Origin of the sequence: Kitasatospora sp. NPDC097643 (genome assembly GCF_040302625.1) — a bacterium.
In the GTDB taxonomy this organism is placed as follows: Bacteria; Actinomycetota; Actinomycetes; order Streptomycetales; family Streptomycetaceae; genus Kitasatospora.
In genome coordinates this window covers 30200-44493 of the sequence record NZ_JBEOSA010000003.1, presented here as the reverse complement: position 1 = coordinate 44493, position 14294 = coordinate 30200, and the positions used below count along the sequence as shown (strand labels likewise).

Here is a 14294-nt window from a genome sequence, read left to right as displayed (position 1 = left end):
AGTTCATACGTCATCAAATGCGACATTTGAGTAGAGGTGTGTCGACATTTGCTGACGTATCGTCCGAAGCCGGACCTGACGCGCAGGCACATGAACGGATGGTCGGGACGGTTGGTCTCGGGCTCAGCGCCGCCGGGCGCCGTGCCCCGGGGCGAACACCCGGCGGGTGATCAGCCCGATCGCGGTGAGCAGCAGCAGGACTCCGGCGAGCCCGCCGCGCCAGCCCGACGACGCGGGCCGCTCGGCCGCCGCCGACGAGGCCTCCCCGGCCGCATCGGCCGCACCGGGCGGGGTCACGGCGGGCGGCACCGGCCGCGGCCTGGCCGCGGCCCGGGCGGACGCGGTCGGCTCGACGACCGGTGCCGAGGACGGCGCCACCGACGGCGCAACAGTCACCCCGACGGCCGCACCGGACGGGCTGACGCCCGGAGTCGGCGGGGCGGACACCGCCGACGTGGCGGGCGAGGCTCCCACCGTCCGCACCACGCCGGCCGGTGCCGACGGAACCAGCGGCGCGGGCGGAACCGGCGGCACGACGATCGGCAGCAGCCCGGCCGGCACCGGCGCGAACACCACCACCTCGGGCGCCGACGGCACCGCCGGACTCGGCGCGGCAGCAGCCGTCGCGGAAGCCGACGCCGCCGACGGACTCAGGCTCGGACTCGGACTCGCGCTCGGCACCGCGGACGCCGACGGAGAGGCCGTGACAGAAGCAGCCGGCGAACCCGACGCCGACGGGCGCGAAGCACTCGGGGCGGCCGACACCGCCGCACTCGGCGAGGCGGCAGCCCCCGCCGACGCCACCCCCGACGCACTCGGCGTCACCGCCGGACTCGACGTGGCCGCCCCCGACGCCGTCGCCGTCGCACTCGCCGCCCCCGACGCCGTCGCCGCGCCGCCCGGCACCGCGACCCGGACCACCACCGCCTCCGCCGCCGTCCCGTTCCCCGCCAGGTCGGTCGCCGTGACGACGAGCCACTGCTCCCCGTTGCCCAGGTCCCGGTTGGCGGTGCAGCTCCAGCTCCCGTCGAAGGCCACGGTCGCCCCGCACAGCACCGTCCGCTCGGCCGAGGCCGACTCCCCGGTCCGCGCGGTGACCAGCACCTTCGCCCCCGGCTCGGCCCGCCCGGCGAGCCGGGGCCGGGCGACCCGCAGGGTCTCCCCGGCGGCCGGCGAGACGAGCACCGGCCGGTCCGGCGGCGCGGTGTCGACGACCAGCGTGACCGCCTTCCCGCTCGCCCGGTTCCCGGCCGCGTCCACGGCGCTCGGGGTGAGCTGGTGGCGCCCGTCCGCCAGGTTCTCCACCGGCAGGCAGGACCACTCGCCGTCCGCCCGCACCGCCGTGCTGCACAGCTCGGCCCGCCCGGCGGCGGCGTCCGCGCCGCGCGCCCCGGCGGGCTGGTCGACGACCGAGACGGTGCTGCCCGGCTCGCCCGTGCCGGTGAGCTGGAGCCCCGGGTCGTTGGTGTACTCCGGGAGGGTGAGCACGGGCACGGCGGGCGGGGCGGTCTTCACGGTGACCCGGACGGCCTCGCCGCGCAGCACCACACCGCCGCTGGTGGTCTCGACCGGGGTGAGGCCGTGCGGACCGGCGGCGAGCGCGGCGCCGGGGCGGCAGGACCAGGCGCCGCCGCGCTCGACCCGGGCCCGGCAGAGCGCGGTGTCGCCGTCGCGGATCTCCACCGTGGCACCGGCGATCGCGCCCTCGCCGCGGATGGTCGGCCGGGCGTCGGCGAGCACCGCGCCGTCGACGGGCTCGGCGATCTCGGGCCGCGCCGCCCCGACGGTCAGCTTGATCCGCTGGTCGGAGACCTGGCCGGAGTCGGCGAAGCCGCCGGGGGCGATGAGCTGGCCGGCCTCCCGGGCGATCCGCAGCCGGGCCCAGGTCTCGCCCGAGGCGGCGCCGGTCGGGACCGTCCACTCCAGGGTGGCGGTGTCGGCCCCGGCCGGGACCTCGGTCTGCACCCGCTCGGCGGGGTCGAAGCGCCCGTTGTGGTCGAAGTCGATCCAGCCCGCCAGGGTCGCGGGCTGGTCGTCCACCGCGACCGGGACGGTGAGCCGGTAGTAGCGGCCGATCGCGGCCTCGGCGGGGTAGCTGACGGACGGGTCGGCACCCTGGTACTCGCCGCGGCCGGGCTGCAGCTTGGGCGGCACCGGGCTGGCGAAGACGCTGCGCCGACCGGCCCCGCGGTCGAGCCGGACCAGCGGCCCGTCGCCCGCCGCGCCGGCCGACCCGGCCCGGGCACGGTGCGACGGGTTGGCGGCGTCCGCGCCGAGGAAGAGGTCGGAGAGCACGTGCGAGGCGTTGCCGTAGCCCTGCGGGGCGGTGCCGAGGTCCTCGTCGACGGTGACGGTGTAGGCCTGGGTCAGGACGGGCGCCGCGGTGGTGCTGCCGGCCCGGGCGGTGGAGCGCTGCTCGACCCGGAACACCGCGGTGCGGAAGGTGCCGACGAGTTCCACCGAGCCCTCGGCGGCCGCGCCGCCGCTGCCGTCGGAGGCACCGTCGGCCCCGGCGGGGCCGAGGGTGTTGGCGTCGACCGTCCAGCCGGGGAAGTCGGTGCGGTTGACCAGGACGGGGGCGGCGGGCGAGCCGCCGGTGAGGGTCAGCCGGGCCGCGGTGCTGGTGGTGCCGCTCTTGCCGGTGGCGGTCGCGGCAAGTCCGCTGAGGTGCAGCCGGGGATTGCGGACCGGTCGGGAGAAGGTCAGCCGGAGCGTTCCGAGGGTCCGCCAGGAACCGTCCGCCTGCGGACGGTCCTCGGTGGCGCGGAAGGTCTGGGCGGGCTCTCCGGGGTGCATTCCGTCCGCGTAGAGGCCGGCCGAACGCCCCCCGCCGGCGCGGTCGGCCAATTCGCCCGCCCCGGCGGTGACGGCGACACCGGGGACGGCGGCGAATTCGAGCTCGACGGAGAGGCCGGACGGCAGGACGGCCCGCTGTTCGCCCGACCAGGTGTCGGGGGACTGCTGGGCCAGCGAGAACGGGGCGTTCCAGCCGATCAGCAACCCGGCCGCGAGGACGGCCACGGTGACGGGTGTACGGGGAAACCGTCGGCTCATCCGGCTCTCCTTCGCGGTCGGCTGCCAGGTGGCGGGCAGTCTGGGCACAAGATCCGACAAAACGGAATCACGACCCCGAACCGGCCGTACCGCGATACCTGCGCTTGCCGCCGTGTCCCACCCGTTCGGCGGTCATCCGAGCCGGCCGGGCGGGATGTACCCGAAACAACCGCATTTCATCCATTGGGCGGTGTTCGTGGCCTGACGACGGGAAGGCCCGATCGAAATCAGCCGAAACCAACCGGTCGGCACCGTCCGGTACCTGACCATTCATCGACGAAGTCTGTTCGAATTACCGTCCCGCTCAGTAGAGTCGGGGCCCGTGACCATGGACCCCTCCCTCGTGCAGAGCAGCTTCGCGGCGACCACCGTGCGCACGGTGGTCGGTGGCACCACGGTGGTCGGTGACACCACGGGCGCGGCGCTCACCGAAGCCCGGACGGCCTAGCGGGCGGCGCGCGGTGCCCTTCGACCCCGCGGTCCTCCGCGCCAGCTTCGCCGTCGTCGAGCGCCGCGCCGACCACCTGACCACGTACTTCTACGCCCACCTGTTCACCCACAACCCGGGGCTGCGGGCGCTCTTCCCCGCCGCCCTGCACGAGCAGCGGGACCGGATGTTCGCCGCCCTCACCCGGATCGTGCAGCGGCTCGACGAACCCGACCGGCTCACCGAGTACCTACAGGCGCTCGGCCGCGACCACCGCAAGTTCCAGGCCGCGCCCGAGCACTACCCGGCCCTCGGGGCCAGCCTGATCGCCGCGCTGCGGCAGTTCTCCGGCCACTCCTGGACGCCCGAGATCGAGAAGGCCTGGACCGAGGCCTACACCGAGATCGCCCGGATCATGACCGAGGCCGCCGCCGGCCTTCCGGCCGAGCGCCCCGGCTGGTGGGAGGCGGAGGTCGCCGGCCGCCGCCGGGCCGCCGCCGACCTGGTCGTGCTCACCCTCGCCCCGATGCACCCGTACCCGTTCGTCCCCGGCCAGTACCTCACCCTGAGCAGCCCGCGGGCGCCCCGGGTCTGGCGGCCGTACTCGCTCGCCAACGCGCCGCGACCGGACGGCAGCCTGGAGCTGCACGTGCGCCGGGTGCCCGGCGGGCTGCTGAGCACCGCCCTGGTGGAGGACGTGATGCCCGGCGAGCTGCTGCGGCTCGGACCGCCGCTCGGCGACGCCGTCCTCGACCCCGGCTCGTACCGCCCGCTGCTCCTGGTGGCCGGGGGCAGCGGCTGGGGGCAGACCAAGGCCCTGCTGGAACAGCTCACCGCCGAGCGGCCGGACCGGGAGGCCACCGTGCTGCTGGCGGCCCGGGCGACGGCCGGGCAGTACGACCTGGACGCCGTCCGGCGGCTGCTCGCCCGCAATCCCCGGCTGCGGATCCTGTCCGCCGCCCCCGAGCAGCCCTGCGGCCCGTACGGGGGCACCGAGCTGCTCCGCGAGGCCCTGCGCCGGCACGGCGACTTCACCGGCTGGGACATCCACCTCAGCGGACCGCCCGAGCTCGCCCCGGACCTCACCGGGCTGCTGCTCGACCTGGGCGCCGACCCGGCGCTGATCCGGCACGACCCGGCGCCCGCGACCTTCAACCGGGCCCGGCCGGTGACCTCCTCCGACTGGTTCCTAGACCACCGGGACGTGCCGTGGATCAACCGGACCGAACTGGACTGAGCCGGGACCGGCGCCGAAAAACGGCCCCGGGAACGGGAGAAGCCCCCGGCCGGTGGCCGGGGGCTTCTCGCTGGTGCGCTCAGCAGGATTCGAACCTGCAACCTCTTGATCCGTAGTCAAGTGCTCTATCCGTTGAGCTATGAGCGCAAGGAACGGGCGAACCCGATCTTGCGGAGTTTGGTGCGCTCAGCAGGATTCGAACCTGCAACCTCTTGATCCGTAGTCAAGTGCTCTATCCGTTGAGCTATGAGCGCTCGCCCTGGTGAACGTTCCACCGGGGCGGTGCGGGGACAACATTACATGACCTGCGACGTGGGGCGAAATCGATTGATCCCGCCCCTCCCGGGCGCCCGGGGGCGCACCCCGGCGGACCGGGCCCCGACATGCGGAAAGCCCCGCCGACGAGATCGTCGGCGGGGCTTTCCGGCTGGCGGAGGCTGAGGGATTTGAACCCTCGATCAGGAATAACCCCGAAACCGCATTAGCAGTGCGGCGCCATAGACCGGACTAGGCGAAGCCTCCTCCACATGGAGCGCACCCGACTGGCGGACCCGTTCCGTGTGCCTGTGATGATGCCACAACCCGGGGGCTCGGCACCAACCACCGCTCACGTTACTAGGCGGGTCGTCCCCGCCGCAAAGAAGAATGAGATACTGCCGTCTCCGGAGGAGCTGCCCTGAGCCGAGGAGACCTGTCGACGTGAGCAGCAGGCCGATCCGAGGCGCTGCTCGCCTCGCCGCCATACTCGACGCCCTGCCCGATGCGTTGTTGCTGGTGAACAGCAACGGCACCGTTGTGGATGCCAACAGCGCGGCGGTCCAACTGCTACAGGCCCCGGGCACGTCACTGGTCGGCATGGGCGTGCTGGGCCTCCTGCCCGAGTTCGACCCCAGCCGGATCCCCGGCTCGATGCGCCCGGCCGCCCGCGAGGACGAGGCGCTCGACCGCCCGGTCCGGATGACCGCCCACCGCACCGACGGCACCACCCTCCCGGTCGAGGTCTCCGGCAACGACTTCGCCGACGACGGCGCCGGCGAGGCCCGCGGCTACGCACTCTCCCCGCTCGTCCCGTACGACCCGTACCGCGACGGCTCCCGGCCGTCCTCCGCGAGCGACCTGCTCCTGCTGCTGGTGCGCGACCTCTCCAGCCGGCTCGGCGTCGAGGCCGAGCTGCGCCGCCAGCACAAGCAGACCGAGATGATCCTGCGCGCCGCCGCCGAGGGCGTGCTGGGCGTGGACCTCGAAGGCCGCTGCGTGCTGGTCAACCCGGCCGCCGCGCACATCCTGGAGTACCGGGCGAGCGAGCTGGGCGGGCGCGAGCTGCACCCGCTGATCCAGCACTCCCGGGCCGACGGCACCCCGCTGGCGCTGGAGGAGTCCGCGCTGCTGGACACCCTGACCTCCGGACGCAAGCACCGGGTGCGCGGCACCGTGCTGTGGCGCAAGGACGGCCGCCCGGTCACCGTCGACCTCACCACCGCCCCGGTCCGGGACGGCGACCAGCTGGTCGGCGCGGTGATGACCTTCACCGACCGCAGCCGCGAGCTCGCCCTGGTCGCCCGCAACGAGCACCTCACCGCCGTCCTGGAGAGCGAGCTCGGCGGCGCGCTGACCGCGCTCAACCAGCGGCTGGACGCGCTCGCCGCCGACCCGGCCGGACAGCTCTGGCCGGAGGCGAACTGGACGATCCGCCGGCTCGCCGACGAGTGCCGCCGGTTCGGGAAGCTGATCGACGGCGTCCTCGCCCACCAGCGCTCGGAGGCCGGCGAGAGCGCCCCCGCCGACGGCAAGGGCGGCCGGAAGCCGGCCGAGCAGCGGGGCCCGGTCGCCCTGGACAAGGTCGTCCGGCGGGCCGTCGAGGAGGCCGGCGAGCTGGTCGGCGCGGGCCGGGTGCGCTTCTCGGTGCACGCCGCCGCCGTCGAGGTGATCGCCGACGAGAAGCGGCTCGCCCAGGCGCTGGCCCACCTGGTGGCCGACGTCAGCGGCGTCGGACTCTCCCTGGACGCCCCCGGCACGCCCTCCCCCGGCCTGGCCGCCCCCGGCACGCCGCCCGTCCTGCCGCCGTCCGGCGGCGAGGCGCCGACCGTGGTGCTGGCCGCCGCCCAGCGCGGCGAGGTCGCCCGGGTCGAGATCCGCGGCCCCGGACTGGGCGGCAGCCCCGTCCACCTGCCGATAGCCCGCGCGGTGGTCGAGCGCCACGGCGGCGTGCTCCAGCCGCACGAGCTGCCCGGCAAGGCCGGCACCACGTACGTCGTCGAGCTGCCGCTGGACCCGGCCGCCGCGAAGGCCGCCGCCGAGCGCGCGGCCGCCGAGGGGCGCTCCGACCGGCCCAAGGAGAGCGACAGCGCCGTCCTGCCCGACCTCCCGGGCATCCCGCAGCTGCCCAGCAGCGGGGAGTCCGCGGAGCAGCCCGCGCCCGGCGAGGGCCACGAGGCGCCCGCCGGCGAGCCGGAGCGCGCGCCCGCCGAGGAGCCCGCCGCCGAGCGGCGCGGCCGCCGTGGCCGCCCGGCCGCCGAGGCCCCCGCGCTCCCGGCCCCGACCGATCCCACCGCCCCCGCCGACCAGTGGCCGAACGCCCCCGCCCGGGTCGAGCGGGCCGTCCCCGAGCAGTGGAACGGCACCGGCAACGACCCCGCGTACGGGCGGCAGGGCCTGCCCGGCCCGGACGGCACCCAGGACGACCCCTGGGGCAAGGACGACGGCCGCTCCGGCCCCGCCTACGCCGTGCCGGTCGGGGGCGCGCACCCGCAGGGCGCCCGCACCGGCGGACGCGAACCCCTCGCGCTCGGCCCCGGCACCGGCGCAGGCGTCGGCAGCACCGACGGCACCCCGGCCGGCGGCACCCGGGTCGACGGCACCCCGGCCGGCGGCACCGCGGTCGGCGAGGGCGGCCCGACGGCCGACGGCGGCGAGACCAGACCCCGCCGGCGCCGCGCACTGCCCGCCGCCGAGGACTCCTCCGGCGGCTTCGCCCTGCCCGGGATGCCCGACGCACCGGTCTACCCGGGCCTGGAACACGCCCTCCCGGTCGGCCCCGCGCCCACCCCGCCCGAGCCGGCCGCCGCGCCGACCGGCCGCCGTCGCCGCCTGGCCGTCCCGCCCGGGCCGGGCCCGGACGCCCCGGCCGGCCGGTCCGACGGCCCCGGCACGCCGGAGGCCCAGAGCGGCCCCGCCGCGCTGGAACCCGCCCGCCCGGCGCTGCCCGCCGCCGAGGAGAGCGCCGACGCCGGCCCGCGCCCGGTCGGCACCGGCCTCGCCGAGCTCGCCCCGCCGCGCCCGCTGGGTGCGGTGGGCACTCCGCTCGGCGCCCCGCCGATGCCCGCCCTGCCCCCGCAGCCGCCCGTCCCGGCCGAGGCCAGGACGGCCCCGCGCCCGATGGCCGAACTTCCCGCCGCCCCCGCCGACCGCCCCGGCGCCGAGCAGCCGCCCGTCGGCCCCGGCGAGGACGGCGGCACCCGCCGCCTGCTGGTCTGGCCCGAGCCCGACCCGGCCACCCGGCAGGCCCTCCAGGACCGCGGCTACCACCCGGTGATCGTCCGCTCCCGCGAGGAGGTGGACGCCCAGGTCGCCGCCTTCCCCGCGGCGCTCTTCGTCGACCCGCTGACCGGCCCGATCACCCGCACCGCGCTGCAGTCGCTGCGCACCGCCGCGAGCAACAACCGGATCCCGGTGATGGTCACCGCCGGCCTCGGCCAGGCCACCCGGGACGCCGCGTACGGCGCCGACCCGGCGGTGCTGCTGCGCGCCCTCGCACCGCGCGACGGCGAGCACCACGCCCCGCGGGTCCTGCTAGTCGAGGGCGACCCGGACATCGCCGCCGCGATGATCAGCAGCCTGGAGCGGCGCGGCATGCACGTCGAGCACGCGGCGGACGAGAGCGACGCCGTCGCCCGGGCCAGCAGCGTGCAGCCCAACCTGGTGGTGATGGACCTGTTCCAGATCCGCCGCCGCCGGGTCGGCCTGCTGGACTGGCTGCGCGCCAACGACCGGCTGCACCGCACCCCGCTGGTGGTCTACACCTCCGTGGACCTCGACCCGCGCGAGCTGCCCCGGCTGCGCACCGGCGAGACCGTGCTGTTCCTCGCCGAGCGCTCGACCGGCGCGGACGTCCAGTCCCGGATCGTCGACCTGCTCGGCCGGATCGGCTCGATGGGCGAGGCGGGCGTCGCCGCGGCCGGCTGACGCCCCCGGACACGCGTGCGGGCCGGCTCCCCTCCCCGGGGGGCCGGCCCGCACGCTTCAGCTGGCTCCTTGCCTCACTCCTTGCCGAGCACCGTGACGTCCAGTTCGTCCGCGGCGTAGCTGGCCCGGATCACCTTCTTGTCGAACTTGCCGACCGAGGTCTTCGGCACCGACTCGACGATCGACCAGCGCTCCGGCAGCTGCCAGGACGCGATCCGCTCGGCCAGGAACGCCCGCAGCTGCGGCAGGCCGACCGTGGCGCCCGGGCGCAGCACGACGGTGGCCAGCGGGCGCTCGCCCCACTTCTCGTCCGGGACGGCGACCACGGCGGCCTCGGCCACCTCCGGGTGGGCCATCAGCTGGTTCTCCAGCTCGACCGAGGAGATCCACTCGCCACCGGACTTGATCACGTCCTTGGCCCGGTCGGTGAGGGTCAGGTAGCCGTCGGCGGTGATGGTGCCGACGTCCCCCGTGCGCAGCCAGCCGTCCTCGGAGAACTTGTCGTCCGGGCGGACCGGGTCCTGGCCGGCGCCGCCGTAGTACGCGGCGGCGATCCACGGGCCGCGCACCTCCAGCTCGCCCGCCGCGACACCGTCGTGCGGCATCCGCTCGCCGCCGGGGCCGATCAGCCGGGCCTCGACGGAGGCCGGGAAGATGCCCTGGGTGACCCGGTACGGCCACTCCTCCTCCGGGGTGAGGCCGCCCGGCGGCTGGGCGAAGCAGCCCAGCGGGGAGGTCTCGGTCATGCCCCAGGCGTGGATGACCCGGATGCCGTGGCGCTCCTCGAAGCCCTTCATCAGCGACGGCGGGCAGGCGCTGCCGCCGATGACCACCATGCGCAGGCTGGAGGTGTCGTAGTCGCCCGCGTCGAGCTCGTCCAGCAGACCGCTCCAGATGGTGGGGACGGCGGCGCTGACGGTGGGCCGGACGGCGGCGATCATCTCGGCCATCGGCTTCGGCTGGAGGAAGCGGTCCGGCATCAGCAGGTTGGCACCGGACATGAACGCGGCGTGCGGGATGCCCCAGGCGTTCACGTGGAACATCGGGACCACCGGCAGCGCGGTGTCGCGCGGGGTGAAGGCGAAGTTGTCGCCGGTGTTGACCTGGAGGCAGTGCAGGTAGACCGAACGGTGGCTGTAGAGCACGCCCTTCGGGTCCCCGGTGGTGCCGGAGGTGTAGCAGAGCACGGCCGCCTGCCGCTCGTCGATGTCCGTCTGCCAGGGGTAGGCGGTCGGCCGGTCGGCGATCAGCTCCTCGTAGTCGTGCACGGTGCCCGCGAAGCCGGCCAGCAGCGAGCGGTCGCCGGGGCCGCTCACCACGATGTGCTTCAGCGTCGGCGCGAGGTCCCCGAGGACGGCAGCCAGCAGCGGGAGCACGCTGCCGTTCACGATGATCACGCGGTCGGCGGCGTGGTTGACGATGAACGACAGCTGCTGGGCGGGCAGCCGCAGGTTCAGGGTGTGCAGCACGGCCCCCATCGCGGGGACGGCGAGGTACGCCTCCAGGTGCTCGGTGTTGTTCCACATCAGGGTCGCCACGCGGTCGTCCCCGGCCACCCCCAGCTCGTCCCGCAGCGCGTACGCGAGCCGCGCGGCGCGGGCGCCCACCTCGGCGTACGTACGGACCACCGGGCCGGTGCCGTCCCAGGTGGTGACGGTGGACCGGCCGTGGATCGTGGACCCGTGCTCCAGGATCCGGGCGACGGTGAGCGGAACGTCCTGCATCGTGCTGAACACGGGTCCTCCTTGACCTGGCGGCACTCGGCGGCGCAGACGGCGAGCGCGCGGGCACCTACCGGGCGGTAATGCACGCGGATGTGCCCGATTGTGCCGCCCCACCCGCCGCCTGTCAGCATCCCGACCCCGTTGCACGGATCACTGGTTCGCCCCGTTTTCTCCCCCCAGCCGCCGACGCAGCTCCGGCGGCAGCGCGGTGCGCACGTCCGCCGGGACGGTCGGGTACTGCCCCGCGGTCAGGGTCCGGCTCCGCCAGACGCCGTCCGGGCCCGGCTCGACCACCCGGATCTCGTCCTCGGCCCCGACCGCGGCGCGGTGCCGATCGGTGAAGATCCACACCTGCGCACCGCCCTCCTGCCAGCGGTACTGCGGCTGGTCCTTCTTGCTGGCGTAGAGGGTGTCGTCGGTCCACAGCACGTCCCCCAGCGTGCCCTCGCCGCGCGCTGAGGGCGTGTACGACCGAACCATTCCGCGCCACCGGGTACCGCCGGGGTCCGAGGCCTGCCCGGTCTCCTCGACCAACAGGGCGAACCGGTCGTAGGGCGCCCGCACCCAGTAGTCGGGCCGGGCCTCGCTGTCCGTGTGCAGCCGATTGGTGTGCTGGACGGGCGGTTCGTCCGACGTTCCGCCGCAGCCGCCCAACGCCACCAGCACCAGGACCGACATCAGTCCGCCCAGTCGAGGCACCATCCGACGTCGCATCACTTCTTCGGCTGCCCACTGGCCGTGGTGAGCACATTCCCGTCCGCGTCGAGCCGCACCACCGACTCCCGGGGCCACGTCAGGTGGAGCTGGTACGACTCCGCCTGCCCAAGGGAGATGACGTCCCCGATGCCCGCCTTCTTCTGGTCCGAGGAGTACTTGGGGTTCGGGTCCATGATGTCGTTCCAGGTGCACGCGGACTTGATGTGGACCTCGTACGTACCGTCGGGCAGCTTGACCACCTGACGGTTCCCCTTGATCCCGAAGCCGCCGACGGTGCTGTCCGTACCGTGGAGGTACTGGTAACCGACCATCCCCTCGCCGTTCTGAATCACCATGCTGGTCGTGCGGTCGAAGGCCCCCGTACCGCCCTCCGGATACTGTTTGACCGCCTCCTGGGCGATGTCCTCGAAGTGCTCGTCCAGCTTCGTGTTGAGGAGGGGGTTCGCGCTCATGTAGTCGTCCCAGGACCGGTCGTTGACGATTGTCCAGTCACCGCCGCCGGTCAGGTAGCGCTCCAGGATCGCTCGGCCCGCCCAGTCGTTGTTGAAGTTGTCGTTGCTACCGTCGCCGCCCTGGTCCCGGTCGGCTGCACGGTCACTCTCCTGCCGGCGACCGCCACGCTCGTCGCTGCCACGGAGCCAGCCGTTGGTGTTCGACGAGGCATCAGGGGTGGCGAGGTCGAACGAGAGGGCCGCCGAGAGCTCCTGGTCCGCCCGGTCGGCCAGTGCGAGCGCGGCGACCACCCGGTCACGGATGGCCGTTGCCCCCCGGCGCATGGCCGGCTCGTACTCCGGATCATGCCGGTCCGCGAAGCTGGCTTTCGGCCACTCGACGGAGGCGTCGTCCCGAACCGTGAAGTCGGCTTTCCGCGCGCTGTCCAACGCGTCGTCGAGCCCCTTCTGGGCGACGGAGAGGGCCCGGTGAGCACGGCGCAGGGCCTGCGAATTGGCGCGGGTGACCCGGGCTCCGGCGTGCAGCGCCTCACAGATCGCGCCGACTCGCTGCTTCGCGACCTCGGCCGGGTCGCCCTTCCAGCCGGACTCACCGAGGGCACCCTTGAGGTCCCGGTCGGCATCGTTGGCAACGCCGTCCAACCTGGTCGCGACGGCATCCCAGGACTCGGCAGCGCCGAGCAGGGCACCGAGGGAGATGTCTCGGAGCTGCGGCAGGGTGACCATGCTCAGTTGCCTCCGCCGAAGGTGCCCGCTGCCGCCTGCTCATGGGCGACATAGGTGTTGACGGTCTGCCGGATGTTCTCCGCGGTCTGCCCGAGATCGTTCTTCAGGGCAGCCAGGTTCTTCTCCCAGGCGTCGAGAGATGAACCCACCACCACGCCGGACGGCCAGGCCTCAAGCTGCTTCTTCGCGGCTCCGACTCTCTCCGACACCTCGCCCGGGCTTGCCTGGAGTCTGGCGAACAGGGCATCCGCGTGCTCCCCGATCGGGCGGAGCTTCTCAGGGTGCACCTCAACGTCGGGCACCGTCGGCACCGGGCCCGGAGAGGGCGACGGCACCGGGCTCCCGGCCCTCGCCACCGGCTCGCCGCCGAAGGCCTCCCAGATCTTGTTGGTCATGGATGATCCCCCCGGATTTCCAGATCCGTCCTTCCCGTGACCCTATCCGGAGCGCTACCGACCATCCGTCGAATCGTCAGGAGACTCCACCGACAATCCTGGTGGGAGCGGCATCAGTGGTGGTCGGGGCGGCGGAGGCGGAGGCAGGTGGCGGGGTCGGGGGTGTAGGCGGGGTCGAGGGTCCAGCCGGCCTCGGCGGCGATCCGGAGGGCGTGGTGGGCGCCGATGCCGCGGTAGGTGGCGCGGTTGATCCGGATGCGGCGGTGGAAGGTGCCGTCCGGGGCGGTGAGGGTGCGGTACTGCTCGGCGGGGCGGGCGAGTTCGCGGCGGGTGTCGCGGGCCAGGATGCGGCGGACGTGGTGGTCCCAGGCGGCGGTGCGGTGGCTGAACTCGGGCCAGAAGGCGCGCGGGCCGACCGTCCAGCGGGCGCCCCAGCGGTCCCAGTGGTCGTCCGGGCGGGTCACCCACCCGGTGAGCAGGCAGTACGCGCCGTAGAGGGGCACGTAGCCGATCTGTAGCAGCATGATCAGCGGCAGCAGCGGCGCGAAGCGGTGCGGCTGCGGACCCCACGGGGTGCCCGGGGCGGCTGGCGGATCGTGCGGGGCGGGGGCGTCGATCCGGGCCGGGGCGGGGAAGCTGCGGCCGAGCCGGACGTGCACCTTGTCCTCGGCCGGCACGCCGTACCAGCCGTGGCGCTCGGCGATCCGCACCACGCCGGCCGCGCCGAGGCCCCGGTAGAGGCGCAGCGCGAGCCTGGTGCCGACCAGCCGGGCGCCGTCGGCCCGCAGCTCGCCGCCGCCGGCCGCGTACTCGGCCTCGGCGGTCGCGAACCGGCGCACCAGGATCGGGGTGACGTACCGTTCCCAGTCCTCCGGACGGCCGGTCAGCTCGGCCTTGAGGCGGCGCGGCGGGATGAACGTGCGGTTGACCTTCAGCCAGGTGCCGTCACCGCCGGACGGGCCGGTGCTGTCCGAGAAGAGGAGCAGCAGGAAGAACGCCACCAGGGCGGCGATCCAGAGCGGGGCGTAGATCCACTGGAGGGCGAACTGGAGCAGCACGCCGGTCCGGCTGCGGCGCGGCGCGGGGCCGGGGTAGCCGTCGGGCCCGGCGGCCGACCCGCCCTGCGGCGGGACCTGCCGGGCGGGAACGGGCTGGGGAGGGACGGGCTGGGGAGGGACGGGCTGGGGCGGGACGGGCTGGGCGTAGGGGTTCGCGGGCACCGGCCCTTGCTGCGGGTACGGGCCGCCGGCGTACGGGTTGGGACCGTACCCGCCCTGCTGCCCGTACGGGTGCTGCTGCGGCCCGGGGCCGTACCCGCCCGCCGCGCCGCCGTACCCCTGACCGTCCGACATGCCGCCCCCTCCGCTGGACCGGGGCCAC

At 74.8% G+C, this 14294-nt stretch carries 9 protein-coding genes and 3 tRNA genes; 3 read left to right on the top strand and 9 right to left on the bottom strand.

The window, feature by feature from the left end; translation table 11 throughout:
- Nucleotides 1-123: 123 nt before the first annotated feature.
- Nucleotides 124-3054, bottom strand: coding sequence for an Ig-like domain-containing protein (locus ABTY15_RS03325; protein WP_350575207.1), 2931 nt, complete (start codon nt 3052-3054; stop codon nt 124-126).
- Nucleotides 3055-3376: 322 nt separating this feature from the next.
- Here ABTY15_RS03325 and ABTY15_RS03320 point away from each other — a divergent pair, with 322 nt between their 5' ends.
- Together ABTY15_RS03320 and ABTY15_RS03315 are read left to right on the top strand one after the other, a co-directional pair.
- Entirely contained in the window at nt 3377-3502 is a 126-nt protein-coding gene (locus ABTY15_RS03320) for a hypothetical protein (protein WP_350575204.1), read from the top strand.
- A 13-nt stretch (nt 3503-3515) separates the two neighbouring features.
- Nucleotides 3516-4718, top strand: a complete 1203-nt coding sequence (locus ABTY15_RS03315) for a globin domain-containing protein (RefSeq protein ID WP_350575201.1) — start codon at nt 3516-3518, stop codon at nt 4716-4718.
- A 71-nt stretch (nt 4719-4789) separates the two neighbouring features.
- Here ABTY15_RS03315 and ABTY15_RS03310 read toward each other — a convergent pair.
- From ABTY15_RS03310 to ABTY15_RS03300, 3 genes are all read right to left on the bottom strand, one after another.
- Nucleotides 4790-4865: transfer RNA gene (locus ABTY15_RS03310), tRNA-Arg, on the bottom strand.
- 31 nt (nt 4866-4896) lie between these two features.
- Nucleotides 4897-4972 (bottom strand) — tRNA-Arg (locus ABTY15_RS03305).
- Nucleotides 4973-5146: 174 nt separating this feature from the next.
- Nucleotides 5147-5240, bottom strand: a tRNA-Ser gene (locus tag ABTY15_RS03300).
- 177 nt (nt 5241-5417) lie between these two features.
- Between ABTY15_RS03300 and ABTY15_RS03295 the strand changes: the two genes are divergently transcribed.
- A complete protein-coding gene (locus tag ABTY15_RS03295) occupies nt 5418-8900 on the top strand; it encodes a PAS domain-containing protein (protein ID WP_350575198.1) in 3483 nt (1160 codons plus the stop codon).
- Nucleotides 8901-8974: 74 nt separating this feature from the next.
- Here the strand turns inward: ABTY15_RS03295 and ABTY15_RS03290 are convergent, their stop codons facing one another.
- The 5 genes from ABTY15_RS03290 to ABTY15_RS03270 form a co-directional block, all read right to left on the bottom strand.
- Nucleotides 8975-10636 (bottom strand): long-chain fatty acid--CoA ligase, encoded by a 1662-nt coding sequence (locus tag ABTY15_RS03290; RefSeq protein ID WP_350575195.1) that lies wholly within the window; start codon nt 10634-10636, stop codon nt 8975-8977.
- A gap of 138 nt (nt 10637-10774) precedes the next feature.
- A complete protein-coding gene (locus ABTY15_RS03285) occupies nt 10775-11326 on the bottom strand; it encodes a hypothetical protein (RefSeq protein ID WP_350575192.1) in 552 nt (183 codons plus the stop codon).
- A gap of 11 nt (nt 11327-11337) precedes the next feature.
- Nucleotides 11338-12519, bottom strand: coding sequence for a hypothetical protein (locus tag ABTY15_RS03280; RefSeq protein WP_350575189.1), 1182 nt, complete (start codon nt 12517-12519; stop codon nt 11338-11340).
- A 2-nt stretch (nt 12520-12521) separates the two neighbouring features.
- Nucleotides 12522-12914 carry a hypothetical protein gene (locus ABTY15_RS03275; RefSeq protein ID WP_350575186.1) on the bottom strand — a complete coding sequence of 131 codons (393 nt, stop codon included), beginning with the start codon at nt 12912-12914 and terminating at the stop codon, nt 12522-12524.
- 113 nt (nt 12915-13027) lie between these two features.
- A complete protein-coding gene (locus ABTY15_RS03270; RefSeq protein WP_350575183.1) occupies nt 13028-14266 on the bottom strand; it encodes a hypothetical protein in 1239 nt (412 codons plus the stop codon).
- Between the last annotated feature and the right edge of the window lie 28 nt (nt 14267-14294).

What these genes read in the sequence shown, in the direction of transcription:
- ABTY15_RS03325 (WP_350575207.1), bottom strand. Translation starts at nt 3,054, where the DNA reads ATGAGCCGACGGTTTCCCCGTACACCCGTCACCGTGGCCGTCCTCGCG.
- ABTY15_RS03285 (WP_350575192.1), bottom strand. Translation starts at nt 11,326, where the DNA reads ATGGTGCCTCGACTGGGCGGACTGATGTCGGTCCTGGTGCTGGTGGCG.
- ABTY15_RS03280 (WP_350575189.1), bottom strand. Translation starts at nt 12,519, where the DNA reads ATGGTCACCCTGCCGCAGCTCCGAGACATCTCCCTCGGTGCCCTGCTC.
- ABTY15_RS03275 (WP_350575186.1), bottom strand. Translation starts at nt 12,914, where the DNA reads ATGACCAACAAGATCTGGGAGGCCTTCGGCGGCGAGCCGGTGGCGAGG.
- ABTY15_RS03270 (WP_350575183.1), bottom strand. Translation starts at nt 14,266, where the DNA reads ATGTCGGACGGTCAGGGGTACGGCGGCGCGGCGGGCGGGTACGGCCCC.